This is a genomic window from Treponema succinifaciens DSM 2489 (genome assembly GCF_000195275.1).
Taxonomy (GTDB): domain Bacteria; phylum Spirochaetota; class Spirochaetia; order Treponematales; family Treponemataceae; genus Treponema_D; species Treponema_D succinifaciens.
Genome location: NC_015385.1, coordinates 2625478 through 2650343, shown reverse-complemented (window position 1 = coordinate 2650343; position 24866 = coordinate 2625478). Strand labels below are relative to the sequence as shown.

Below are 24866 nucleotides of genomic sequence, written 5' to 3'. Positions count from 1 at the left end.
AAGATGATTGTTTCAGTTATTCTTTGCGGCTTGATGTCGATTGTCATTTTGTTTTTTGTAATTGCCAACAACGGATTTTCCGCAGTATCTATTTTTTATGGTTTGTTCCTTATGTTTATTTACGGCGGAATGACTTTTTCAGAAAACAAAAAGAAAGGAAGCGGAACCATATACCGCAGAATTTTTTTGACAACTTATGCTGTGTTTTTTTGCATTGGATTTATTGCGAATCTTTTTGCAGAAAGGGGAAGCATGGCAATTACCAACGAGGCTCTTGCAACTTGCGAGCTTCCGTTTTGTCATATTGTAATTCCGCAGGGACTTTTGTCTTATCTTGCAACGCAAACTGTGATTTTTCCTGCAAGAGTTTCAGGGCATTTTGCTTCAATTGCGAGTATGCTTGGTATATGGCTTGTGTTCACTCTTGTTCTTGGGCGCGGCTGGTGTGCCTGGGTTTGTTTTTACGGTGGCTGGGATGAAGGTTTTTCGCACATTGCAAAAAAAAGGCGGCTTAATCTTTTGGCTCATAACAAGGAAATCCGAGAGTTTCAGTTTGGATTTTTGTTCTTTTTGGTTCTTGCCTGTTTTGGAACTATGTCGGCTCTTTATTGCGACTGGTTCTGCCCGTATAAAATTGTGACGGAATTTTTTCCTATGACGACAATTCCTGGACTTATTGCGGGAATTATTTTTATAGGGCTTTTCTTGGGGCTTGTAGTTGTGCTTCCGATTTTGACTAAGCGCAGGACACAGTGCAGTATGCTTTGTCCATTTGGTGCATTTGCTTCTTTGACTGACAAACTAAGTCCATTCAAAATGCGCATTGACACTGAAAAATGCAAAGGCTGCATGAAATGTGCGCAGGCTTGTCTGTTTGGAGCAATCGATGTTGCAACAATTCAGCAGAAAAAAAATTCGCCGGAAATTACTTGTGCAAAATGCGGAGAATGCGTTGCGGTTTGTCCTGAAAAAGCAATTTCTTATCAGTTTAGATTTAATAAGGGATGCTGTGCGCCTGTGCCAAAAACGAAGCTTGCAAAAGGAATTCAAAAATTCTTTGCGCCAGAAAATCTGTTCAGGTTTGCGGCTTTTACGTTCGGGGCGATTATGTCTTCGGCTTTTACAATTAATTCAATCGAAATAATTTTGAAATTTTTTGCACATTAAACATCAGTTTATTAAATTGGAGATTTATATGAAAAAAATTGTTTAAATTGTTTATTATTTTATGATTTTTTTGTGCAGGTTTACGTGTCTTGCCGGTATTTCGCTGTTTTTTATAAATGAAGATACTTCATTCACGAACGAAGAAGTAAGTTCCTTTACAAGCGAAACCTGCTCTGATATCCAGCTGTCGTTTTTGGAAACCGGCTTTAGCTCGTAAAGCTCTTTTGCGGATTTTACATTGTGAAGAAACTTTGCTGTCTTTGGCTCAAAGAAATATCCGTCGCTCATAAGTTTTACAAAGTCCGGCTTGAATTCCTGAACGAATTTTTTGTGTCCGTCCAAGTTTTGTTTTCTCATTTCTGGATTTTCTGAAACCGGGAGCATTTCGTTTTTTGTATAATGAAACCAAAATCCCACAGGAACACGTTCTGTTGGTTTATTGTTCAATGCGTCAAGCACAAGCTGCTTTTTGTTTGACATATTTTCCTCCAATCGTAATCAAGAGTGAATTTTTCCGCGCGATGAGGAAACAATAATGATTATTTCCTATTGATTCAATAGGTTTATTTATACTGTTTTTTTATATTGAGCTATAGAAGAACTCTATAACTGATTAACTGTTAATCAGCTTGAAAATTCGGGTAATAATGGCGATACAATTTTGCTTTAAAATTATGGATTTTAACCAAAAACTAAAGTATAGTAGAACAATGTTTTTGCCAGTTTGCAGGAAAGACCTTGAAGAGCGCGGAATAGGTCAGCTTGATTTTGTTTTTGTTTCTGGAGACGCTTATGTTGACCATCCCTCTTTTGCAGCGGCTCTTTTGGGACGGCTTTTGGAATCCCGCGGATATTCTGTAGGAATTTTGTGCCAGCCGGACTGGAAATCTGCGGAAAATTTTAAAGCTCTTGGTCAGCCTCGTCTTTCGTTTCTTGTAACAGCAGGCGCAATGGACAGCATGGTTTCAAATTACACTGCGAACAACAAGCCTCGCTCAGAAGATTCGTATTCCCACGGAGGCGAAAAAGGTCATCGGCCGGACAGAGCTGTAATTCAATACGTGGCAAAAATCCGCGAAGCATATAAGGGCGTAAATGTTATTATCGGCGGAATTGAAGCAAGCCTGCGCCGCACTGCTCACTATGACTACTGGTCAAACACGGTAAAGCATTCTGTTCTTCTGGATTCAAAAGCTGATCTTCTTATTTACGGAATGGGCGAAAAAGCTCTTCTTGAAATTGCATCTCAGCTTGATAAAGGAATTTCCGCGCGGAAAATCCGTGGCGTAAGAGGAACGTGCTGGTTCACTGGAAAAAAAGATGAAGTTCCCGCTGACGCTATAATGCTTCCTTCATTTGAAGAGGTAAGCAAAAATACGCCGGAAAGCAAGGAAATGTTCGCTTTGTCCTATAAAATTCAGGAAGAAAATACAGACGCAATAAACGGAAGCGTTCTTGCCGAGCCTTCAGAAAGCCGGTTTGTAATTCAGGAAAAATCCGCGTTTCCTCTTTCGCAGGCTGAATTTGATTCGATTTATGATCTGCCTTTTGAGCGCAAGTGGCATCCAATGTATGATGTTGCTGCTTCAAATGGCAAGAAGGGAATTCCCGCTCTTTCCGAAGTGAAATTTAGTCTTACGAGTTGCCGCGGATGTTTTGGAGCTTGCAGTTTTTGCGCAATAACTTTTCATCAGGGGCGGCGCATTCAGTCTAGAAGCCACGAAAGTCTTTTGTCCGAAGCAAAAAAAATGACGCAGGATTCTGACTTTAAAGGATACATTCACGATGTTGGCGGACCTACTGCGAATTTTAGAAGTGATGCCTGCGAGTTTCAGAAGAAAAACGGAGCGTGCAAAAACCGCGACTGTCTTGGAGTTTCTCCATGTCAGAATGTAAAAGCCGACCACAAAGATTATATAGAGCTTTTAAAAAAGCTTCGTTCGCTTCCAAATGTAAAAAAAGTTTTTATAAGAAGCGGAATACGGTTTGACTATCTTATGCTTGATAAAGACAAGACATTTTTGTATGAGCTTTGCAAGCATCATGTTTCCGGACAGCTTAAAGTTGCTCCCGAACACGTTAGCGACAAAGTTCTTGCTCTTATGCGCAAAAGCACTCATGCTGTCTATGAAAAGTTTTCTGCGGAATATGCAAAGGCAAACAAAGAGCTTGGGCTTAAACAGTATCTAGTTCCATATTATATTGCGGGGCATCCGGGAGCCGGAATTCCAGAAGCGATTGAAACGGCTCTTTATTTAAAGAAAACAGGCTTTGTTCCAGATCAAGTTCAGGATTTTTATCCAACACCGGGAAGCCTTGCAACTTGCATGTATTATACAGGGCTGAATCCGCATGAAAAAAAATCAGACGGAAAATTTAAAGAAGTTTATGTTGCCCGCGGCGGACACGAACGAAGACTTCAGCGCGCTTTGCTTCAGTTTAACAAAAAAGAAAATGCCCAGCTTGTAAAAGAAGCATTGATTCAGGCTGGAAGAGCGGACTTAATAAAGATTTTATTATAAATTTCTGCCTTAAAATGTAAAAATTCAGCTGTTTTTGTTAAAAAAAATTCGTGGGGGGGGGGATATTGTAAAAATAATTTTTTTGGGGTATAATTTAGTTACCTATAACCACCAGTTTGCAAATTTGCATTGCAAAATTTAACATTAACTGCCGTTTTTCATTTAGGGTTTGTCCAAACCGTAAAAGCGGCTTAAAAAGCTATCTTAAAGAGAGATTTTAATTTGGCTTTTTATGGAGGCAGTGTTATGGCAAAAAAAAGATTTTTTTCTATTCTGATGGGCATTGCGTCTTTTCTTCTTTTGAGCAGTGTTCTTTCGCTTTGTTTCTTTCTATATAGAAACCGTTTGTCTTCAACTCTTGTAAATACAAAGTTAAAAAATCCAAGAGCGAATGTTCTTTTTTTAAGCTCAATGCCGAACTCTTATGTTGTTAAGCTTCAGAAAAAAGGAATAAGAAATGTTTTCTTAAAGAACAATATAAATGTCGATGTTGAATATTTTGAGCCTGATGATTTTTATGATAAAAAGCTTCCAGAATTCTTAAAGGAGCGTGTTAAGTTTTTGCAGCAGGAAACAAAATATGACGCTGTTCTTGTAAGCGGAAGTAATTCATGCAACTTTGTTGAGCGCAATAGTGATTCTCTTTTTGCAGGAATTCCTATTGTGTTTTTTTGCATAGAAAGCAACATAAGGGCGGAACGTCTTTATGAAAAAAAGAATTTCTGGGGAATCGGCACAACAAGATTTTTGGCGGATACAATTTCAGTTGCAAGAAAGCTTTTTCCTTCTGCAGAACATTATGTTGCAATTTATGACAAAAGCGATGCTAGTTATGAAAATTACAATGTATTCATAAATGCCAGTGAAAAAATTCCAAATATTAAGTTTTCTGGAATTGATGCTTCTGCATTTACAAAAAGCCAGATTGCCAGACAGCTTTCCGCGCTGGATGACAAGACTGTTGTGTTTTACTTGGGAGCTTCAAAAGATGCTGACGGCATAAAATATTCCATGGAAGAACAGGCGAACTTTATTGTAAATAACACTTCTGCACCTGTATTCAGCCACAATGCGAATGGCGTGGGATTCGGCTTTCTTGGCGGAAAAATGGTTGACTATGAAAAAGCCGGTGCTCTCGCCGCAAAAATCGTGCTTGATATTATTGACGGTGAAAAATACATTCCGTTCCAAAGAATAAAAGATGGAAAATTTATTTTTGACTACAAGATAATCGAAGAGCGCAAGTTAAATCTTTCAGCTTTTCCTCTTGATTCTGTGTTTGTAAATATTCATGATCAAATGCAAAAAAACAGGCGCGGAGTTTTATTTGGAATGATCGGAGTCGCGGTTTCGCTTTTTATTTTTATTGCGGTTTCTTTGATTCTTATAATTTCGCAAGTAAAAGATTCGTACGAGCTTCGTCGTTCAAACTTAAAAATGGAATATATGCTTGGGCATGATTCGCTTACAGATTTGCCTAACAGATTCAAGACTCAGGCTGTGTTCAATGATATTCAGAAATCCGGAAAAAACTTTTCGCTTGTTCTTTTTGACATTGACGACTTTAAAAATATAAACGACTTTTATTCCCATGCTTGCGGCGATATTGTTTTAAAGACAATTGCTTCAAGGCTCAAATCTTATTCTGCCGGAAAAGATATTTTTGTTTCGCGGTTCGGTGGAGATGAATTCCTTGTGCTTTATCTTGAAAAGCAACTGAATGAAGATTCAATAGAGATTCATGAACTTAGAGCTATTTTAAAAAGTCCGATTAACTATGCTGAAAGCAATATCCATATTCAGTCTAGCTTGGGAATTGTGAATTCTAATGATGATGAAATGGAAAAAATGATTCAAAATGCGGACATTGCGCTTTACCGTGCTAAGAATTCCGGAAAGAATAAGTCGGTTTTCTTTAACGAAAAAATGCGAGACCGCATATTTGAAAATAACCGTATTTCAAGAATTCTTGATGACGCTATTGCAAACGACGGAATTTGGGTTGCGTATCAGCCGCAGATTGATGTTGAAACTGGAGAAATCCACGGATACGAAGCTCTTATGAGGCTAAAAAACACCAAAGTTTCGCCGGCGCAGTTTATTCCGATTGCAGAAGAAACAGGTCGGATTATAAAAATCGACAGAATCCTTACAGAAAAAGTTGTAAGGCAGATGGCGGAATGGCGCGAGCACGGAATTCCTTTGTACAAAGTTTCAATAAATTATTCCTACAGCCAGGTTTCGGACGTTCATTATGTTGATTTCCTTGAAGAGCTTTTAAAGCGTTATAATATTCCGCCGGAACTTATCTGCATTGAAATTACAGAAAGCCTGTTTATTTCAAACAAGGAAGCGGTTTCAAAGCTTTTGAATGAATTTGTAAAGCGTGGAATTTCTCTTGCCTTGGACGACTTTGGAACTGGATATTCTTCCCTTAGCTATCTTACATTCCTGCCGATTAATGTTGTAAAAATCGACAAGTCGCTTGTGGACAATTATCTTTCAAACGAAAAAGGCGACTTTATAAAGAACATCGTTCGCCTTGTCCATTCGCTTGCAATGAAGCTTACTGTTGAAGGTGTTGAGCATCAGTGGCAGAACGAAAAGCTTAAGACTTTCCATTGCGACTATATTCAGGGCTACTATTATTCCAAGCCGATTTCCGGGGCAGAAATAGAGGACTTCAACAGAAAGTTCCGCAGCATTGGATAATAAACTGATTAATGTCATTCAATCTTGTAGTTTGCATGGATTCATTTTATAATGGGTCTATGCAAAATGCAGTTTTGATTTTTAATGCAAGGCTTGTTGACGCCAATACTGATAAAAAAAATGCCGCAGTACTTTTAGCTAATGGAAAAATTAAATCATTTCCAGACAAGGCTTCTCTAAAAAAACTTTTAAATGACGATTCAGTTTCTAAGTTTGATGCAAAAGGACTTTGCGTTTTGCCTTCATTTATTGATATGCACTCGCATTTTAGGGATCCTGGCCTTACTCAAAAAGAAGACATTGAAACTGGCTCTTCTGCGGCGGCTGACGGAGGTTTTTCCACTTGCGTTCTTATGCCGAACACAAATCCTGTTGTTTCAAGTCAGGAGCAGGCGGAAGTTAATAACAAAAAAGCTTTTGAATTCGGGCGGTGTAGGACAATTCAGGCTGTTTCAATTACCAAAAATTTTGATGGAAAAACTATAAGCCATCTTGAATCCCTTGATCAAAAAAAAGTTCCAGTCATAAGCGAAGACGGAAAAGAAGTTTGCAGCAGTTCCGTTATGCTTGAAGCGATGAAAATTGCCGCTAAAAAGAAAATTGTTGTTTCGTGTCATTGCGAAGATTCTTTTTTGGCAGAAAGCGCGCGTCCGTTTAGAAAAGCAGCATTGGAGCTTCTGTCAAAAGAAAATATTTCGCCTGCTGAAAAAAAAGAAGCTGCAAATAATTTAAGAAAAGCCGATTCACTTTTGGCCTGCGCGGAAGATACTGCGACTTTTAGAAATCTTAGGCTTGCAAAAGATGCCGGCTGCCATATTCATCTTTGCCATGTGAGCACTGCTGCTTGCGTAGAGGCCGCAAAAAAAGCCCGTCAAGAAGGAGTTGACGTAACTTTTGAAATTACGCCGCATCATATTTTTATGAACGGAGAAAAAGCTCCCGGCATTTTTAATATTGTAAATCCGCCGCTTCGCTCAGAAAATGACAGGCTTGCTTTGATTCAGGCTTTAAAAGACGGAAGCGCAAACTGCATTGCAACTGACCACGCGCCTCATACAGCCTTGGACAAGAAAAACGGCAGCCCTGGATTCAGCGGACTTGAAACCGCATTTTCGGCTTGCTATACAATGCTCGTAAAAGAACACGGCATGAGTTTAAAAAAACTTTCCGAGCTTATGAGCGCGAACCCTGCAAGAATTCTTGGCTTAAAAAACGAAGGACTTTTAAAGGAAGGATTTGCAGCTAATCTTGTTCTTGTTGACTTGGAAAGGCAGTGGACTGTACGCGGCCAGAAATTCGCAAGCAAAGGAAAATTCACTCCGCTTGAAGGAAAAAAGCTCTTTGGCTTTATAAAGGAAACTTTATTCAACGGAAACATTGTTTTTTCATCATTGTAACAGTCATTTTTTTTTGGTAAAATCAGCGCATGGTAATTTCTTCTATAGATTTAAAGGGCGGTCATGTTGTTCAGCTGAAAAACGGAAAAGACCTTGTTCTTCAGCGTGATGATGCCGACTCATTGATTTCAGAATTCAATAAATATGGCGAAGTCGCAGTTATAGATTTGGATGCGGCTTTGGGAAATACTGATGAAAAAGGAAACACTGCGAACACGGATCTTTTAAAGTCTCTTTTGCGCAGAGGAAATGTCCGGGTTGGCGGCGGAATCAGAACTGTAAAGAAAGCCCGAGAGCTTGTTTCGCTTGGAGCTGAAAAAGTTATAATTGGCTCTGCGGCTTGGAATCTTGATAGAAAAAACGGCGGCTCAATTCTTAACACAGAATTCCTTGACGAGCTTGCCTCTTCAATTGGAAAACAGCGCATTATAATTTCCGTGGATGCAATAAACGGAAAAATTGCAGTAAAAGGCTGGACAGAAACCGCGGACATTTCTTTGATTGAAGGTGCGCATGAAGCCGAAAAATACGCATCCGAACTTTTGTTTACTTGCGTTGAAAAAGAAGGCTGTATGCAGGGAACGGATATGGATATGGTAAAGCAGCTCCGTGGTTCTGTAAAATGCCGTGTTGTTGCTGCCGGCGGAGTAAATTCTCTTGAGCAGATTGTTCAGCTTGAAAAACTTCATTGCGATGTTCAGCTTGGAATGGCTTTGTATACTGGAGCTGTAAATCTTAAAGAAAGCTTTATAAGCTGCATTGACTGGGAAAAGACAAACGGAATGGTTCCGATCATTGCCCAAAGTCCGGCTGGCGAAGTTCTTATGATGGGCTATTCAAATAAGGAAGCTTTGGAAAAAACTTTTGAGCTTGGAAAACTTACTTTCTTTAGCCGCACAAGAAACACTCTTTGGACAAAAGGTGAAACTTCCGAGCATTTCCTTGAGCTTGTAAAAATGAGAGCTGACTGCGACCGGGACACAATTCTTGCGACTGTTATTCCGCATGGAGGAGTTTGCCACACAGGAAGCTTTAACTGTTTTTCTAGCGAGGCTGATGAAAAAAGCAGCATGGAGCGTCTTTACGGAACAATTGCAGAACGCTTTGCAAATCCGCGTCCGGGAAGCTACACTGCGACTTTAAATGACAAGCGAGTCCGTGAAAAAATCCTGGAAGAAGCAGAGGAGCTTACAGAAGCTGAAGGAAAAGACGAAGTAATCTGGGAAGCTGCAGACTTGCTTTATTTTGCGAGTGTCCTAATGTACAAGGAAGGCGTAACTTGGCAGGATGTTTACAACGAGCTTGACAGAAGACATAAAAAATAATTTTGGAGTTTAATATGAAAGAACTTGAGTTGAAATATGGATGCAATCCAAACCAAAAGCCGGCTAGAGTTTACATGGAAAACGGAGAGCTTCCTGTAACTGTTGTAAATGGAAAGCCCGGATATATAAACTTGCTCGATGCGCTTAACGGCTGGCAACTTGTAAAGGAATTGAAAGAAGCGACTGGATTTCCAGCGGCAACATCTTTTAAGCATGTTTCTCCTGCTGGAGCCGCAATCGGTCGTCCTTTGAGCAGCACTCTTAAGCAAATTTATTATACTGATGATGTTGAGCTAACTCCTTTGTCCTGCGCTTATGCAAGAGCACGCGGAGCAGACAGAATGTCTTCGTTTGGAGACTTTATTGCCCTTAGCGACAAGTGTGACAAGGCGACTGCTCTTTTAATAAAGAAAGAAGTTTCCGACGGAATAATTGCTCCGGGGTATGATGATGACGCTCTTGAAATTCTTAAGGCAAAGAAAAAAGGAGGATATTGCGTTCTTCAGATTGATGAAAACTATGTTCCAGCTAAAATAGAAAAAAAGCAAGTGTTTGGCATAACTTTTGAGCAGGGACACAATTTTATAAAGCTTGATGACAACTGCTTAAAAAACATTGTAACAAAAAATAAAACTCTCACAAAAGAAGAGCGCGACAACCTTTTGATTTCCCTGATTATCTTGAAATATACTCAGTCCAACAGTGTCTGCTATGTAAAGGACGGACAGGCAATTGGAATTGGAGCCGGACAGCAGAGCCGTATTCACTGTACACGTCTTGCGGGTGACAAGGCGGACAAATGGTGGCTACGTCAGAGTCCCCAGGTTTTAAATTTGAAATTCAAGGCTGATATAAAAAGAGCCGACCGTGACAACACAATCGATGTTTATACAAGCGATGACTATGACGATGTTCTTGCTGAAGGAATATGGCAGAATTTCTTTGTTGAAAAGCCATCTGTATTTACACGTGAAGAGCGCAAGGCTTGGATTGCAAAAAATACAGATGTCGCAGTGGGCAGCGATGCTTTCTTCCCATTTGGAGATAATATCGAACGTGCGCACAGAAGCGGAGTAAAAGTCATAGCTCAGCCGGGCGGCTCAATCCGTGATGATAATGTCATTGAAACCTGCGATAAATACAACATGGTTATGGCGTTTACAGGAATCAGGCTTTTCCATCACTGATACTTTTTTATTATCTTCATGGCGGGTGTCATTATCCAGTCAAACTGGATAATTTCCTGCTAAATCTGTTTTTAGTTTTCCAGAATATCTACAATGTGGGAGCCTGCGCCTAGAAGATCCTTGCGTTCCGCATTGCAAATCTGGTATTCAATGAATTTTTTAAAAGTTTCTTCTGTCATTGAGTTCAGTTCTTTGCGCATAAAGTCCGCAGGTCCGTCTGGAGAAAATATTTTTATCCGCTTTATTCCGCCCATCTTGTTAAGCCTGTCAATATCTTCTAGGCGGACATAGTCGTAAAGCTCATTTTCTTTTGGCACAATATGAAAATCTTTAGAGACATTTCCGCTTTTTATAAGCTCAAGGATTCTGTTTTGCGCAAAGCAATATGAAAGAATGCTGTATTCGTTTAAAAGATACGCGGCAAAAATTTTTCCGCCTTTTTTGGTTATTCTGCGCGCTTCTTTTAAAGCTGTGAGTTTTTCTTCTTCCTTATGAAGATGATAAAGCGGCCCAAAAAGAATTGTTGCATCAAAAGTTTCATCTGGCAAAAAACTAAGGTCAAGCGCGTTTCCCGGCCAGCATTTTACGTGCTCGTGTTTGGATTCAAGTATTTCAAGATTATGCTTTACAAGCTCAACCGCTGTAACATCAAATCCTTCTTTTGCAAGTGCAACTGAATATCTTCCTGTTCCGGCTCCAATGTCCGCAATTTTAAAAAGATGTTTGTCTTGCGTAGGAAGAGAATCATGGATGTATTTCATTGCGACGGCGAATTCGACTTTTCCGTGCCGCGTCAAAAGCCTGTTTTCTTCCTTGTGCTTATTGTAGTGCTTTTCTATTTCTGTCATTTTTTTTGTTCAGAATTGCAAGAATAAAAATCATAAGAATTCCGCCTGCAATCATCATAAGACAGAAAATTTGTCCTGTGCTAAGATTTAAAAGCGAAGTGTTTGTGTAGATTGCAGCGTCTTTTGTTGCAGAAATTCTGTAGCCAATGTCTGCGTCAGGCTCGCGAAAATATTCTATAAAAAATCTTACAAATCCGTAGCCTATTGTGTAGCAGGCTGTAAGGAATCCGTCGAACGGTTTTTTCTTTCTCAGGCACCAGATAAGAACAAAAAGAAAAAGTCCTTCAAAAAGAGCTTCGTAAAGCTGGCTTGGATGCCGCGGAAGATTTACAAGCCTTGCGCCATCAAGAGACATTCCTATCGAAGAAGAGAATTTCTTTACCCAGTCAAGGCTTGAAGAAAAAGTTTCTGCGCGTGGAAAGACAATTCCCCAAGGAGCTTTTGTTATTCTGCCGTAAAGCTCTCCGTTCATAAAGTTTCCGATTCGCCCGAAAGTGTAGCCAAGCGGAATTGCAACTGCCATTGCGTCAATCCATTTGAGCGCAGGCTTTTTGTGTTTTTTGCACCAGATTAGCATTCCTATAAATCCGCCAAGAAATCCGCCGTGGTAGGACATTCCGGCAAGTCCTGTAAATCTTTTTGTAACTGTGTCGAACGGCCAGAAAATCAGCCAAGGCTTTTTCCAGTAAAGCCCCGAAGTGTCGTATACGAGCGTTGAAAGAATCCGCGCACCCGCTAAAAGAAAAATAATTCCGAATGCAATAAAGCTAAAAATGTCGTCTTCTGTGGTTTTTGAATCCGGCGTGTCCAATGCGCCTTCACGCTGAATTTTCCGCAGAATATAAAAAGCCGTTCCAAATGCGATTATGTACATAAGACCGTACCACCGCACAAGTCCCAAAAGCGGAACTCCAGGAAAAAGCTCCGGGTGAATCCAAGACGGATATTTTATATATAAAAGAGAATTTAACATTTTTTTTACACTTTGAATCCTTTTGTCGCTGCTTCCAGAAGTTTTTTCTTTAATAAATTGTTTTCGTTTTTTAGTCTTGTAAGCTCGTACTGCTGTTGCTTTAAAGTTTCCGCAAGTTCCCCGGCAGTAAGCGCGCCAGTTCCTGCAAGCTCTTCTATGTAAGCCATTTTCTGCCCAAAGTCATCGTTGGCTTCTTCTGTGGCAATTTCAAATGAAGTGTCCGAAGCCTGGGTTATGTCATAACTGTCGTCGAATTTTAAAGTTTCAGACTGAATTATTTTTTCTGCGATTCTGTAGATTGCCTGACCTATAATTGACTGCGGCTTGTAGACAATGACAGGCAGCCTTGAAGAAAGAGCCTTGTCCTGCAAAGTGTCGCGGTAGATTACGCCAAGATGGTCCAAGTCCAAATCCAGATATTGCTGGCATGAACGGCGAATTCTTTGCGCCCTGTCTGCGTCTTTTGGATCGTCTATCATGTTAAGCACGAGCCGCGGATGAAATTCATTTATGCGCTTTTTGAACAATGCAGTTCCTTCTGGGTCTTCTTTTTCAAGAATTTCAACAAGCTTGGGAATATAAAGCCGCTGGAGCGAAAGGGAATCTTTTTTTAGAGACTCAAGATATTTGTAGCCCGCGCTTCCTTTTTTGAAAGTGTTATACATCATTCGGAACATTACATTCTTAAGGAAAAGATAGCCGTTCAGCGTGGCGGTAACAGTTGGAGCTGTAACAACAATTCCCTGCGGAGAAAGAAGAAACATATCAAGAATTGTAAGATGAGTTCCCGCTCCTAAGTCCAGAATCAGATAGTCGAATTTAGATTCCTGCTTATTGAAGCTTTTTATAAGCTCGTTTTTCTGGCTGACTTTAAGGGACGTAAGCCCAGGAATTTCAGAGTCGCCTGCAATAAAACTTACATTGTCATAGTCTGTCGGGCAAATTATGTCTTCAAACTTGCTTTCGCCTGTAAGAAACGTGCCGACTCCTGCTTTTGGATTAGGATGGCCTATTACAAGGTGAAGGTTTGAAGCCCCCAAATCCAAATCAATGAGAAGAACTTTTTTGCCTGCCTGACCTAAGGCAATTGCAAGGTTTGCGCTTAAAAGGCTTTTTCCAACACCGCCTTTGCCGCTTGCTACTGGAATAATCTGCATAATGCAATTGTATCATAGAATACTTTGATTTTAAAGACAGAGTTTTAAAATAGATATGGTAAATCTTGTTGCGCAGAATGTATATTGTTTTCTTGCATAACTTTTTTAGAAATGCTATTTTTTTATTGGAGGAACATAATGAAAAAAAATATTTTTTTTGCCTGCCTGATTTTTAGTTTTGTTTGTTTTGCTAAGGCTCCTTATTTTAACCTTGATGCTGAAAATGTGTTTGTTCTTGATGCCAACTCTATAGATGGAAAAGCAAGGGAAGATGTAAAGCTCATAAACGAAACAGAAGAGCAAATTGGCTTTGAAGTTTATTATTATGATAACAAAAATGCCTCATGGCAGTTTTATGGAAGCACATACTTAAAAGATTTTTATGATTCAGAAGATGTTGACTCCCACATGGAATACCGTATTTCTCAAATTCAGTATTTTGCAGTAGTTCCTACAAATAACAAGGCTTACAACTATCGTGCGCAGAAAATTGAGAATGACCTTTGCATTTTTGTAATGCCAGATTCCGAATTTGATTTTAAAAAGGAACTTGAAACCGCCTTTATAATTGATTCAGACAATATAAAAGATAAGTTTTATGACGAAATAGAGTTTGTAAACTTTACTGACGACTATGGAATTTCTTTTGCGGTTTATGCTTCTGATAATAATAAAGACTGGAAAAGAGCCGGCGGTGTTACTCTGCAAGAATATAATGATTCAGAAGACTTGGATTCTCCCATTGAAAAAACACTTCACAGTTTTAGGTATTTTGCAATCGTTTCAAAAAATGGAAAAAAATATAATTTTGAAGCAAGAAAACAAAAAGGCGACCTTGTTATATTTGTAAGAAATTAGTGTATCTTTATTTGTGAAATTTTAAAAAACTTGACAGATATTTATGGCATTGTGGTATGTAAATATGGTTTATGAGCGGGGGCATGATAGAACCCGCATTATTTCTGCTAGAAAAGCGATAAAGTAAGAGACAGGTATTTCTTTACCAGAATCTTATAAACCTGTATCTTTTGCAGTGCGCAAAAGAAAAAACGTCCTGTGTTCGAATAGTCTTAAAGAATGTTATTGCACGGCGAAAATGAAAAATGAAATAATAGCGGTCTTGAATGAATATAATTCTCTTGGAATAAATCAGCAGCTTGATTACGATAAGTTTTATTTATATTCGATAATTACACATTCAACAGCGATTGAAGGCTCTACGATTACGGAAATTGAAAATCAGGTTTTGTTTGACAACGGAATTTCTTGTTCAAAGCCTATTTCAGAGCAGTTTATGAATCTTGACCTGAAAAAAGCGTATGAACAGAGCTTTGATTTTGCAAGAAAACACGAAAAAATAACAGTTGGGTTTCTTTGTTCTCTTTCTGGAACTTTAATGAAAAATATAGATTCCGCTTATAATACAGTTGCAGGTTCTTTTTCTTCTGCAAAAGGAGAATTAAGGCTTTTGAATGTAAGTGCTGGGCGCGGCGGAAAATCTTATCTTGCTTGGCAAAAAGTTCCTGACAGGCTTCAAGAATTCTGCGGCTGGCTCAATGAAGAACTTGAAAAAACTGATTCAGATGACATTGAAAACGCATATAAATTAAGTTTTGAATCTCATTTTAAGCTTGCTTCAATTCATCCTTGGGCTGACGGAAACGGAAGAATGGACCGTTTGCTGATGAATGTGGTTAAATATGAAAAAAATCTTGTTCCATCGGTTGTAAAAAAAGAAAGACGTGCTGAATATATAAAGGTAATTTCCGCAAGCCTCATTGACTTTATGTTTAATCATCATATTCAAAATCTAAAGCAGCAAATTGAAGAATACAAAAGAAGTTTATGAAATATATAACGCTTTCGTTTGATGACGGACCTAATGCAAATGTTATGTCAGACATGCTAGATGTTCTTGAATTTAATAGGATTCCGGCGTCATTTTTTTTAGTCGGAAACAAAATCAATGAAGACTCTGCAAAAGTTGTAAGGCGCGCATTTAAAATGGGATGCGACATTCAAAATCATTCATTTACGCATTCCGATATGTCAAAAATGAGCATTGCCATGATTCAGGACGAATATGAAAAAACTGAATCTCTTATAGAAAAGTGCATCGGCAAAAGAAGCGAATTTTTCCGTCCGCCTTATATCAGCGTAAGCGGCAATATGCACAAGGCTATAAAAGTTCCTTTTGTTGGCGGAAAAGGTTGCGAGGACTGGCTTCCTGAAATTACTGCTGAACAAAGAGCTGAGCGTATTTTAAAATCTGCGGAAGATGGACAGATCGTACTTCTTCACGTAATGGAAGAAAATTATGCGACAGTTCAGGCTGTAAAGTCTGTTATTCCAGTTTTAAAATCCCGCGGCTATGAATTTGTAAACCTGCCAGAACTTTTTAGGATAAAGAATATAAATCCTTGTATTCCATCACATATTTGGACAACAGTAAAATAGAATAGATTTTGCTTTATTTTTCCACACTGATTAGAAAAAACTAACGATTTTTTGTATTTATTGCGATTTCAACAAAAAAATCAATAAATTTTTGTCAAAAAGTTGTTTTTTGAAATTTATTCAGTATAATTTAATCTAGATTCTTGAAAAGTTAAAATGGGATTGTCGTATCAAGTACTAAAATGACAGAGAGATGAAAGTTGTCATTTTCGGGCTTGACCCGGAAATATAAAATTTGGAGGTCTTTTATGAAGAAATTTATTGTTCCGGCTTTATTTGCGTTTTTATTTGTGGCTGCGTCCTGCATGAACATGAGCGGCGGCTCTGAAAAAGGCGGCTCAATCCGTGTTGCCTTGCCGGGCGGCGCACGTGAAATTAGTTCCAGTACAAAAGCTGATACTTATTATAGTAGAACTTTTGTTGAATGAAACTGTTGTTCAGACTGAAACTGGCTCTTCGGGGGGCTGGAGTTTTCAGAAGTCAGTCCGGAAATTTACACAGTTGAAGTCAAGGCTTATAAAAATAATGTTTTGTCTGGTCTTGGAAATTCAGAAGTAACAGTTGTTGCTGGAGAAACTTCTCCTTGCACTGTAACGCTTCATGACAAATTTACTGTAACTTTTGATTCGAATGGCGGAACTGGAACAATGTCTTCTCAAGTTTTTACTTACGGAACTTCTCAGTCTCTTTCAGAAAATTTATTCACAAAAGACGGCTTTATATTTCAAAGCTGGGCGACTAGCATAGACAGCGACCCGGTTTACAATAATGCTTCTATTAATGTATTTGAAAAAACAGATGTTACACTTTATGCAAAATGGTCTACGGATGGATTTGTATTTGTAGAAGGGGCGACAATAGCAGAAGCCGCTCCAAATAGCAAAATTTTTGATGGTAGTGAATCAAAAACTATTGGCAACTTTTATATTTGTGACCATGAAGTTACGCAGGCAGAGTACAGTAAGTATGGAGGAGCTACCTCCTCTGGAGGTGGAGATTATCCTGCATATAATGTGAGTTGGACAGCGGCATTGAAATATTGCAATGCCCGAAGTGAAGCCGAAGGACTAACGCCTTGTTATGTCGTAAATGGAAATAATTCAACTTGTAATTTTGAAGCAAATGGCTATCGATTGCCTACAGAAGTTGAATGGGAATATGCGGCACGCGGCGGAAACGGATTGACCGGTACGCAGTATATGTATTCAGGAAGTGATACTTTGGCTGATGTTGGATGGTGCGACAATACTATCTATGAAACAAAAAAACTATCACCAAATATACTTGGTATGTATGATATGAGTGGAAATGTAGAAGAATGGTGCTGGGATTCGAATGATTCTGGAAAAAGATGTGTTAGAGGCGGTAGTTCTAAAATGGTTAATTCAACTATGTGTACAGTTTATTATCACTTATATATGCTCTATACTGATGGTTCAAATAGAAACGGTTTCCGCATAGTTCGTACTGTAAAATAAAAATCATTGACTTTTGCCAATAACCATACTATATTAACCCCAACTAGACCTTGCACGCCTCTTAACAATGCGCACCCAGCAAGGCTATTTTTTTAGGAGACCTTTTTTGAAAACATAATATGACAAGCTTCCTTTATTGGTTGAAAATAAAGTTGAACTACTGCTTTCGCATGGTTTAAAAGGTATCTCTAAAGAAAATCTGCAATAGAAATTAAAATCTGTAAATTACTATAGTCTTTGGAGTGATTAACAAACTATGACCGACCATCTTTCCCGCCAGCCGTTTATAACTCTTCTAAAAAACATAATCGCAAATCAATCCAATAATAAGAACGGCTTTTCTGTTGCCATTGACGGAGACTGGGGCAGCGGAAAAACTTGGATTTTGGACGCGCTTGAATCCCAGTTGCCTAATGATGAATATTTGATTTTTCACTACAACGCTTGGGAGAATGATTTTTATGAAGAGCCGCTTGTCGCATTGCTTTCAGTGATGCTGGAGTCGCTAAGACAAATTAAAAAAGTAAAAGAAATAGGCAGCAGGGCAAATGTTGTATCTAGTTCAATTTTAGCTTTATCTAAAATTGTTGGTGTAATAACAGAAAAGAAACTTGGTGTAAATCTTTCAGATACATTTGATGCAATAAAGAATACAAATGCGGCTTTGCATGATGCTGCATTAACCGATGAAGATTTTAATACTTTATTGCCATTATCCAATGCATTAAAACAAGTGAGAAAAGTTTTATCTGAGTTAAATTCTGATTTCAAAATCCTCCTCGTTGTTGATGAGCTAGACCGCTGCTTGCCAGAATATGCGATAAAAGTTTTGGAGAGGCTTCATCATGTTTGCAATAAAATGCAGGTTTTTCAGATTATCTCCATTGATAAATTTAATTTGGCAGACAGCATTTGCAAGGTCTTTGGAAAGAATTTTTTAAAGACGACTCCGGAGCATAATATAATGCAATTTGTTGATTCATATCTTCAAAAATTTATTGACATTTCAATTCCTTTGTCAAACGGCAAGCCGGATAAATCCTTGGAAGTGATGAACGGACTTGAAAAAACGTTTTGCGAGTGGACAAGAGATAATTCTGCTGGTGCTCCGATTAATTTTAATGAGAACTTTCTTGAAGAATTTTTAGCAGAAATGTTCAGCGGAATTGACCGCAGGCTTCAGGAAAAAATATTCAGCCAAGTTGAGCTTTGCCACAAAATGACACTGGCGACTGGAGTAAAACCAGAACTTTGTAGCTATGCGATTTTGATTTATGAAATTGTAAGCTGTATAGCGTCTTACGTTTTTCATTCCAAGAATCTTTGCGTGGTAACAAACAATTCAAACGGCACATTTACGTTAGTTTTTAAGGACGTTGAATTTTCACCTAATCCTTATGCTGGCAAATACAAGCAGCTTGCTGAAAATCTTAAGGATTTTTTCTGTTTGAGTAAAACTCTTTATACTGATTATGCCGCAAAATCAGATAATTTTTTTATTTGTGATGAAAAATCATATCTTATGAAATTTTTGGCAAATATTATAGAAAATTCTGGCTTTTATGCTCAAAAAATTTATTTTGATTTTATAGCAGAGGATAAAGTTTTTCTCTCAAAATATGATGAGATAATGCACACAATGCTTTTTTAGTTTTAAAACAATATATTATCAATACGCTCTATACTTAAAAGTTAAATAGAAACGGTTTCCGCATAGCTCGTACTATAAAGTAAAAAAAATTATCAAGGATATTGCAGTTTTTATATATACTTTTGAACTTTTAGTATATATAATTATAGATAGGCGGTAATAATTGTTGAAAGGTGAGTTGGAAATTGATGGTCTCTTTGAGTGGTGGTCAGATAAAAATGAAGCAAACATAAAAAAGCATCATTATTCATTCAAAGAAGTTGAAAAAATTTTTAACGATCCTTATTTTTATGAAATTTATGATATTGAGCATTCAGATGAGGAGCAAGCTAGATATTTTGGTCTTGGAATTATTGAGGAAAAATGCCTTGTGCTACAAGTAAGCTACACAGAAGAAGAGCGCATTCATATAATAACTGCTCGTGATGCAACGCCAAAAGAGCGGGAGGTGTACTTTGAAAGACTTAGAAGAGCTTATTGCTAAATGTGAAAAAAATGGAAAATCCTACGATGACATTGATTTGTCTGATGCTCGTGAGCTAACAGAATCTGATTTTGACAGAGGTCAGTTCAAATATTATAAACCTGCAAAGAAGATGATTTCGTTTAGAATTGATATTGATAACCTTTCTTGGCTTCAAAGTGTAGGCAAAGAAAACTGTCAAACCCGATTAAATGAAGTTCTGCGTTGGGCAAGAATGAATAATTGCCCTTTAAAGTGAATTTTCGCATTTTTTTGTGCATTCATTATTTTTTTATTGTCTCAAAAACACTCGCCGTGTTTTCCTTGAATTCTCGCCGAGTTTTTCACCAATTACAAAAACTAAACCAAACAAGGAGAGTGGCTTTATGCTTGAGCTTAATTCTTGTATTTCATTAAGCGATAAGGATTATCAACTTGAAAAGCTTTTGGGCAAAGGCAAGGGCGGATATTCGTATCTTGCTTCTTGCGGTGGAAGTTTTTTTGTTCTCAAGCAGATTCACCACGAGCCGTGCAGCTATTATCAGTTTGGCAACAAGATAATGGCGGAACTTAACGATTATGAGCGGCTGAAAAATGCGGGCATAAGAATTCCGCTTATGATTGCGCATGATGTTCAGAATGAGCGTATTTTAAAGGAATATATTGACGGTTCTACAATCGAGCAGCTTGCCAAGGAAAATCTTGTAAAACCCGAATACATCGCCCAAGTAGAAGAAATGTGCCGCAAACTTTATCCGCTTCACCTTAATATTGATTATTATCCTACAAATTTTATTGTACAGAATGGACTTTTATATTACATTGACTATGAATGCAATGAATATTCCGATGAATGGAATTTTGAAAACTGGGGCAAAAAGTACTGGAGCTAGCCAGTTTGCTTTGCGGAAAATTAAAAGCGAGGTCTTATGAGCGCGACAATTGACACTGCCGTAGAAAAAATACTTGAGTCTTACCAAAAGTACGGAGGAATCAACCTTGATGAAGCCATGAAGTTTCCAAACAGGGAAAATGTCATAACGGTTCTAAAGGACATTCAGTGCTTGATTTTTCCAGGCTACAGGGTTGCGGAAGAAATTGATTCGCTTACATTGAGGTTTGTTACAGGCGAGCGTGTGAACCGCATAGTTTCAATGCTTACCCGCGAAATTAAAAAAGCCCTTTCTTTTGTTGTCCAGAACGACAAAGTGGAGCTTTCTCACTGTTTTAACCTTGCGGAAAAGGCTTCTCTCGCGCTTATTGAGGAAATTCCAGAAATCCGCAGAAAAATCGGGCTTGATGTTCAGGCTGCCAATGCTGGAGATCCGGCTGCAAAGTCCAGTGAGGAAGTAATAGTTTCGTATCCGTGCCTTGAAGCGATTTCAGTTTATAGGATTGCGCATTTTCTTACTGAAAACGGAGTTCCTGTTATTCCGCGCATAATGAGCGAGTACGCGCACAGCCATACTGGAATTGATATAAATCCGGGTGCCAAAATAGGCGAAAGTTTTTTTATTGACCATGGAACTGGTGTTGTAATCGGCGAAAGCTGCATTATCGGCAACAATGTAAAGATTTACCAAGGCGTTACGCTGGGAGCTTTGAGCGTAAAAAAGGAGCTTATGAACAAAAAACGCCACCCAACAATAGAAGACAACGTTACAATTTACGCCAATGCCACGATTCTAGGCGGAAACACCGTCATTGGAGAAGGCTGCGTAATAGGCGGAAATACTTGGATTACAAAGTCTGTTCCTCCGCATACAACCTTTACGCAGGAATGCCGCTCGTAAAGTTGTTGCTCCGAAAAATCTTATTTGAATTTCAACAAATTCGAGAATCTCTTATTGACATATTTTTTCTATTAAGTTATATTTCCAAAACATACCATTTTTCAAGGGAATATTATCCCTATGCTCTTGTAGCTCAGTCGGTAGAGCACATCGTTGGTAACGATGAGGTCAGCGGTCCGATTCCGCTCGGGAGCTATAAGATTAGAAAAACAGAGGAGCAAATATTATGGCAAGCAAGAAAAAGTCAGCCGTAGAAATCATTGCATTGCAGTGCACAGAATGCAAACGCAGAAATTACACAACATACAAAAACCGCAAGAATATCACTGGCAAACTTGAAAAGAACAAGTACTGCCCGTTCTGCCGCAAGGAAATCCTTCATAAGGAAACAAAAGCCAAATAAAATATATGCCTTCTTATAGGGAGGCTGAATATATTTTAGGTCAGTAGCTCAGTTGGTAGAGTCCCGGTCTCCAAAACCGGTTGTCGCGGGTTCGAGTCCTGCCTGGCCTGTTAATTTACAAAAGACGAGGATGAAAATGAAAAAGATTTTTCAGTTTTTTAAAGAATGTGCCGGAGAGCTTAGAAAAGTAACTTGGCCTACACGCAGCGACGTTCTTTCTTCTACAAAGGTTGTTTTCATCTCTACAATTATTGTCGCATTGATTCTTGGCTTTCTTGACTGGTTGTTTACAGAAGGCCTACGCCTCGTATTCTAGGGGAGTCAAATGGCAAGAAGCTGGTATATTCTTCAGACTTATTCGGGATACGAACAAAAAATTCAAAGAACATTGGCAACCATGCTCACTGAGCAGAAACTTGATTCGAATATTGTTTTTCAAGTAAAAGTTCCAATGGAAGAAGTTGTTGAAATTTCAAATGGAAAAAAACACGTCCGCAATAATTTGATTCTTCCTGGCTACATTATGATTGAAATGGATCTTCCGCAGATTGGCTGGAAGAATACCTGCTCTTTAATCCGTCGTGTTCAGGGTGTAACTGGTTTTGTTGGCGTTAAGCCTTCTGAAAAGCCACGCCCAATTTCCACAGATGAAGCAAAAAACATCTTGCAGATGGCTGGCGAGCTTAAAGGTGAAAAGCAGGTTCGCATTAAGCAGAATTTTGAAGTTGGCGAGACTGTAAAAATCACAGAAGGTCCTTTTGCGACTTTCAGCGGTGCTATCGAAGATATAAATACAGAAAAGAACAAGCTCCGTGTTAATGTTCAGATTTTTGGAAGAGCAACTCCTGTAGAAGTTGATGTTCTTCAAGTTGAAAAAATATAGGTTGTTTTTGCAGTTTAATTTTTATGCCGGTTTTAATTATTATTTTTAAAGCTGGCTCTGATGTTTGATAGAATTTTGCATTCGCAATGAATGCTTTTTTCTTAATTTGGGAGAAGTGCAAGTCCGTTGGACATAGGCATTTCGCTAGGGTTCAGAAAATCTGATACCCACCACCAATGTAAGGAGATACATTATGGCCACAAAAAAGGTTACAGCTGTCATTAAACTTCAGTGCCCTGCCGGCGCTGCTACACCAGCTCCACCTATTGGACCGGCTCTTGGACCTCATGGAGTTTCTGCGCCTAAGTTCGTTCAGGAATTCAATGACCGCACAAAGAGCATGGAGAAGGGACTTATTATCCCTGTAGTCATCACTGTCTATCAGGACAAATCTTACACATTTATTCTCAAGACTCCTCCTGCAGCTGTTCTTATTAAAAAGGCTGTTGGAATCCAGAAAGGTTCTGGAAATCCGCTTCGCAACAAAGTTGGAAAACTTTCAAAAGCGTCCCTTGAAGAAATTGCAAAACAGAAACTTCCTGATCTTAACGCAAACGACATTGAGGCTGCTAAGAAAATCATCGCTGGTACTGCTCGCAGTATGGGCGTAGAAGTGGAGGCTGAATAATGAAGCACGGAAAGAAATACCGCGAATCATTGAAGAAGTATGATCCGGCAAAGGCTTATGGAATTTCAGAAGCTTGCCAGCTTGTAAAAGATCTTCACTATGTAAAGTTCGATGAGACAGTTGAGCTTTCAGTTTCCCTTAAGCTGGAAAAAAACCAGACTGTACGTGATACTCTTGTATTCCCGCATCAGTTTACTGCTGAAAAGCGCGTTCTTGTTTTCTGTAAAGATGACCGTGTAAAAGAAGCTCTTGATGCAGGTGCAACTTACGCAGGTACAGAGTACATTGAAAAAGTAAAGGGCGGATGGCTTGATTTTGATGTTGCAGTTGCTACTCCAGACATGATGAAAGACGTTGGTCGTCTTGGTATGGTTTTGGGACGCAAAGGTCTTATGCCAAACCCTAAGACAGGAACTGTAACACCAAACATTGCGCAGGCTGTTGCTGAGCTCAAAAAGGGACGCACAGAATTCCGCGCAGACAAGACAGGTGTTGTTCATATTCCTGTTGGAAAAGTTTCCATGGATTCAAAGGACACTGCTGAAAACGTAAAAGTTTTCCTCACAGAACTTGAGCGCAAAAAGCCGGCTGATGCAAAAGTAGGATTTGTACGCTCTGTTTCAATCAGCTCTTCAATGGGACCTGGTGTTTGGATTGACTTTAAGGAGGCAGAATAATGGCTATTTTGGCAAAAAAGATTCAGCCTAGCAAAGCACAGGCTATTGAAGAAGCAAAGAAAGTTCTTAGTGAATATAAAGATTTTATCTTTGTTGAATACAGAGGACTTACTGTTGAGCAGATTTCAAAGCTCCGCCATTCTTTGCGTGAAAAGAATTCACAGTTCAAGGTTATCAAGAATAACTTTGCGCGTGTAGCTTTTGACGAAATGAAGAATGATGCAGTTGCTCAGTATCTTTCTGGACCAACGGCCATTGCCATGATTAAGGAAGAGGCTAACGAGTCTGCAAAAGTTTTGTTTGACTTTGCGAAAGAAACTCCAGCTCTCGTTGTAAAAGGCGCTTGGGTAGAAGACGAGCTTTATGATGCTGCAAAAATCGAGGCGTTTGCAAAACTCCCTGGAAAGAAACAGCTCATCGCAATGCTTATGTCTGCAATCAATGGACCTGCAAGAAAACTTGCTGGAACATTGCAAGCATATGTTGAAAAACTGGAAAAAGAAGGTCCGGCTTCTGCAGCTCCAAAGGCGGAAGAGGCAGCTCCTGCGGCAGAGGCTCCAGCAGCCGAAGCAGCTCCAGCTCCAGCAGCTGAGTAAATTCTCAGTAGGACAAACGCTTTTTTGCAATGTCCAGAGCGGAATTTTTCCCTGCGGTCAGGCTTCATAGCTGTCGACTGTCCGCAGACAAACCGATGCAGGGTTTAGAAACAGTTTGTTTTTATCTGCACGGAAATTACTAATCATATTTGATTACGGAGAAGACAATATGGCAGCTCTTACAAATGATGAAATTCTTGAAGCAATTGCAAACATGACAGTTCAGCAGGCAGCTGATCTCGTAAAGGCAATGGAAGAAAAATTCGGTGTTTCTGCGGCAGCACCTGTAGCAGTAGCAGCAGGTCCAGCAGCGGCCGCTGAAGAAGAGCAGACAGAATTTACTGTTACTCTTGAATCTATTGATCCAGCAAAGAAAATGGATGTTATTAAGGCTGTTAAGGCTGCAACAGGTCTTGGTCTTAAGGAAGCAATGGCAATCGTTACTGGTGCTCCACAGGTTGTAAAAGAGGGAGTATCTAAGGCTGATGCTGACAAGCTCATCGCTGACATCACTGCTGCTGGTGGAAAAGTTAGCAAGAAATAATCTGG

The 24866-nt window shown here is 39.0% G+C and carries 27 protein-coding genes and 2 tRNA genes; 25 read left to right on the top strand and 4 right to left on the bottom strand.

The genetic code is table 11. From position 1 onward, the window contains the following. Positions 1-3: 3 nt before the first annotated feature. Positions 4-1167, top strand: a complete 1164-nt coding sequence (locus TRESU_RS14435) for a 4Fe-4S binding protein (protein WP_013702601.1) — start codon at positions 4-6, stop codon at positions 1165-1167. A gap of 54 nt (positions 1168-1221) precedes the next feature. On the opposite strand, the gene TRESU_RS12705 is transcribed toward TRESU_RS14435, so the two are convergent. Then, entirely contained in the window at positions 1222-1647 is a 426-nt protein-coding gene (locus TRESU_RS12705; RefSeq protein WP_013702600.1) for a uroporphyrinogen decarboxylase/cobalamine-independent methonine synthase family protein, read from the bottom strand. A gap of 230 nt (positions 1648-1877) precedes the next feature. Here TRESU_RS12705 and TRESU_RS12700 point away from each other — a divergent pair, with 230 nt between their 5' ends. The 5 genes from TRESU_RS12700 to TRESU_RS12680 all read left to right on the top strand — a co-directional run bounded on the left by TRESU_RS12700 (position 1878) and on the right by TRESU_RS12680 (position 10310). After that, positions 1878-3689: a YgiQ family radical SAM protein gene (locus TRESU_RS12700; RefSeq protein ID WP_013702599.1), complete on the top strand. Its 1812-nt coding sequence runs from the start codon at positions 1878-1880 to the stop codon at positions 3687-3689. A 246-nt stretch (positions 3690-3935) separates the two neighbouring features. Continuing rightward, the gene (locus TRESU_RS12695) at positions 3936-6401 is read left to right on the top strand and encodes an ABC transporter substrate binding protein (protein WP_013702598.1); all 2466 of its coding nucleotides are present in this window, start codon (positions 3936-3938) and stop codon (positions 6399-6401) included. A gap of 59 nt (positions 6402-6460) precedes the next feature. Further along, positions 6461-7798 (top strand): dihydroorotase, encoded by a 1338-nt coding sequence (locus TRESU_RS12690; protein WP_041612475.1) that lies wholly within the window; start codon positions 6461-6463, stop codon positions 7796-7798. Positions 7799-7827: 29 nt separating this feature from the next. Further along, positions 7828-9123: a bifunctional phosphoribosyl-AMP cyclohydrolase/phosphoribosyl-ATP diphosphatase HisIE gene (hisIE, locus tag TRESU_RS12685; protein ID WP_013702596.1), complete on the top strand. Its 1296-nt coding sequence runs from the start codon at positions 7828-7830 to the stop codon at positions 9121-9123. 14 nt (positions 9124-9137) lie between these two features. Further along, entirely contained in the window at positions 9138-10310 is a 1173-nt protein-coding gene (locus tag TRESU_RS12680; protein WP_013702595.1) for a phosphoribosylaminoimidazolecarboxamide formyltransferase, read from the top strand. 71 nt (positions 10311-10381) lie between these two features. Here TRESU_RS12680 and TRESU_RS12675 read toward each other — a convergent pair whose 3' ends face one another. Genes TRESU_RS12675 through TRESU_RS12665 form a run of 3 tightly spaced genes read right to left on the bottom strand, consistent with a single transcriptional unit; the run spans position 10382 to position 13288 of the window. Then, a complete protein-coding gene (locus tag TRESU_RS12675; RefSeq protein WP_013702594.1) occupies positions 10382-11158 on the bottom strand; it encodes a class I SAM-dependent methyltransferase in 777 nt (258 codons plus the stop codon). Next, positions 11130-12131 (bottom strand): prolipoprotein diacylglyceryl transferase, encoded by a 1002-nt coding sequence (gene lgt / locus TRESU_RS12670; protein WP_013702593.1) that lies wholly within the window; start codon positions 12129-12131, stop codon positions 11130-11132. Before lgt ends, TRESU_RS12675 begins: the two co-directional genes overlap by 29 nt. 5 nt (positions 12132-12136) lie before the next feature. Continuing rightward, a complete protein-coding gene (locus TRESU_RS12665) occupies positions 12137-13288 on the bottom strand; it encodes a P-loop NTPase (protein WP_013702592.1) in 1152 nt (383 codons plus the stop codon). 138 nt (positions 13289-13426) lie between these two features. Between TRESU_RS12665 and TRESU_RS12660 the strand changes: the two genes are divergently transcribed. The 19 genes from TRESU_RS12660 to rplL all read left to right on the top strand — a co-directional run bounded on the left by TRESU_RS12660 (position 13427) and on the right by rplL (position 24861). Then, on the top strand, positions 13427-14146 hold the full coding sequence (locus tag TRESU_RS12660; protein ID WP_013702591.1) for a hypothetical protein: 720 nt from the start codon (positions 13427-13429) through the stop codon (positions 14144-14146). A 238-nt stretch (positions 14147-14384) separates the two neighbouring features. Then, positions 14385-15137 carry a Fic family protein gene (locus TRESU_RS12655; RefSeq protein ID WP_013702590.1) on the top strand — a complete coding sequence of 251 codons (753 nt, stop codon included), beginning with the start codon at positions 14385-14387 and terminating at the stop codon, positions 15135-15137. Next, a complete protein-coding gene (locus TRESU_RS12650; protein ID WP_013702589.1) occupies positions 15134-15745 on the top strand; it encodes a polysaccharide deacetylase family protein in 612 nt (203 codons plus the stop codon). Before TRESU_RS12655 ends, TRESU_RS12650 begins: the two co-directional genes overlap by 4 nt. A gap of 248 nt (positions 15746-15993) precedes the next feature. Further along, complete coding sequence (locus tag TRESU_RS12645) at positions 15994-16173, top strand: hypothetical protein (RefSeq protein WP_013702588.1); 180 nt, start codon at positions 15994-15996, stop codon at positions 16171-16173. A gap of 102 nt (positions 16174-16275) precedes the next feature. Continuing rightward, positions 16276-17223 (top strand): SUMF1/EgtB/PvdO family nonheme iron enzyme, encoded by a 948-nt coding sequence (locus TRESU_RS14430; protein WP_013702587.1) that lies wholly within the window; start codon positions 16276-16278, stop codon positions 17221-17223. A gap of 256 nt (positions 17224-17479) precedes the next feature. After that, complete coding sequence (locus TRESU_RS12635; RefSeq protein WP_013702586.1) at positions 17480-18874, top strand: KAP family P-loop NTPase fold protein; 1395 nt, start codon at positions 17480-17482, stop codon at positions 18872-18874. Positions 18875-19037: 163 nt separating this feature from the next. Beyond that, positions 19038-19358, top strand: a complete 321-nt coding sequence (locus TRESU_RS12630; protein ID WP_013702585.1) for a BrnT family toxin — start codon at positions 19038-19040, stop codon at positions 19356-19358. Further along, a complete protein-coding gene (locus TRESU_RS12625; protein WP_013702584.1) occupies positions 19330-19596 on the top strand; it encodes a BrnA antitoxin family protein in 267 nt (88 codons plus the stop codon). The genes TRESU_RS12630 and TRESU_RS12625 overlap by 29 nt, the downstream gene beginning before the upstream one ends. A gap of 127 nt (positions 19597-19723) precedes the next feature. Beyond that, a complete protein-coding gene (locus TRESU_RS12620) occupies positions 19724-20230 on the top strand; it encodes a BUD32 family EKC/KEOPS complex subunit (RefSeq protein ID WP_013702583.1) in 507 nt (168 codons plus the stop codon). 36 nt (positions 20231-20266) lie between these two features. Beyond that, complete coding sequence (epsC, locus tag TRESU_RS12615; RefSeq protein WP_013702582.1) at positions 20267-21130, top strand: serine O-acetyltransferase EpsC; 864 nt, start codon at positions 20267-20269, stop codon at positions 21128-21130. 122 nt (positions 21131-21252) lie between these two features. Next, a tRNA-Thr gene (locus tag TRESU_RS12610) sits at positions 21253-21325 on the top strand. Positions 21326-21356: 31 nt separating this feature from the next. Next, entirely contained in the window at positions 21357-21533 is a 177-nt protein-coding gene (rpmG, locus tag TRESU_RS12605) for a 50S ribosomal protein L33 (RefSeq protein WP_013702581.1), read from the top strand. Positions 21534-21570: 37 nt separating this feature from the next. Further along, positions 21571-21643 (top strand) — tRNA-Trp (locus TRESU_RS12600). Between the two features lie 26 nt (positions 21644-21669). Further along, positions 21670-21849 (top strand): preprotein translocase subunit SecE, encoded by a 180-nt coding sequence (gene secE / locus TRESU_RS12595; protein ID WP_013702580.1) that lies wholly within the window; start codon positions 21670-21672, stop codon positions 21847-21849. Positions 21850-21858: 9 nt separating this feature from the next. After that, positions 21859-22416 carry a transcription termination/antitermination protein NusG gene (gene nusG / locus TRESU_RS12590; protein WP_013702579.1) on the top strand — a complete coding sequence of 186 codons (558 nt, stop codon included), beginning with the start codon at positions 21859-21861 and terminating at the stop codon, positions 22414-22416. 193 nt (positions 22417-22609) lie between these two features. Then, on the top strand, positions 22610-23044 hold the full coding sequence (gene rplK / locus TRESU_RS12585) for a 50S ribosomal protein L11 (RefSeq protein WP_013702578.1): 435 nt from the start codon (positions 22610-22612) through the stop codon (positions 23042-23044). After that, positions 23044-23721: a 50S ribosomal protein L1 gene (rplA, locus tag TRESU_RS12580; protein ID WP_013702577.1), complete on the top strand. Its 678-nt coding sequence runs from the start codon at positions 23044-23046 to the stop codon at positions 23719-23721. The genes rplK and rplA overlap by 1 nt, the downstream gene beginning before the upstream one ends. After that, positions 23721-24317, top strand: coding sequence for a 50S ribosomal protein L10 (rplJ, locus tag TRESU_RS12575; RefSeq protein WP_013702576.1), 597 nt, complete (start codon positions 23721-23723; stop codon positions 24315-24317). Before rplA ends, rplJ begins: the two co-directional genes overlap by 1 nt. A 169-nt stretch (positions 24318-24486) precedes the next feature. Continuing rightward, a complete protein-coding gene (gene rplL / locus TRESU_RS12570) occupies positions 24487-24861 on the top strand; it encodes a 50S ribosomal protein L7/L12 (RefSeq protein WP_013702575.1) in 375 nt (124 codons plus the stop codon). Positions 24862-24866: the final 5 nt, after the last annotated feature.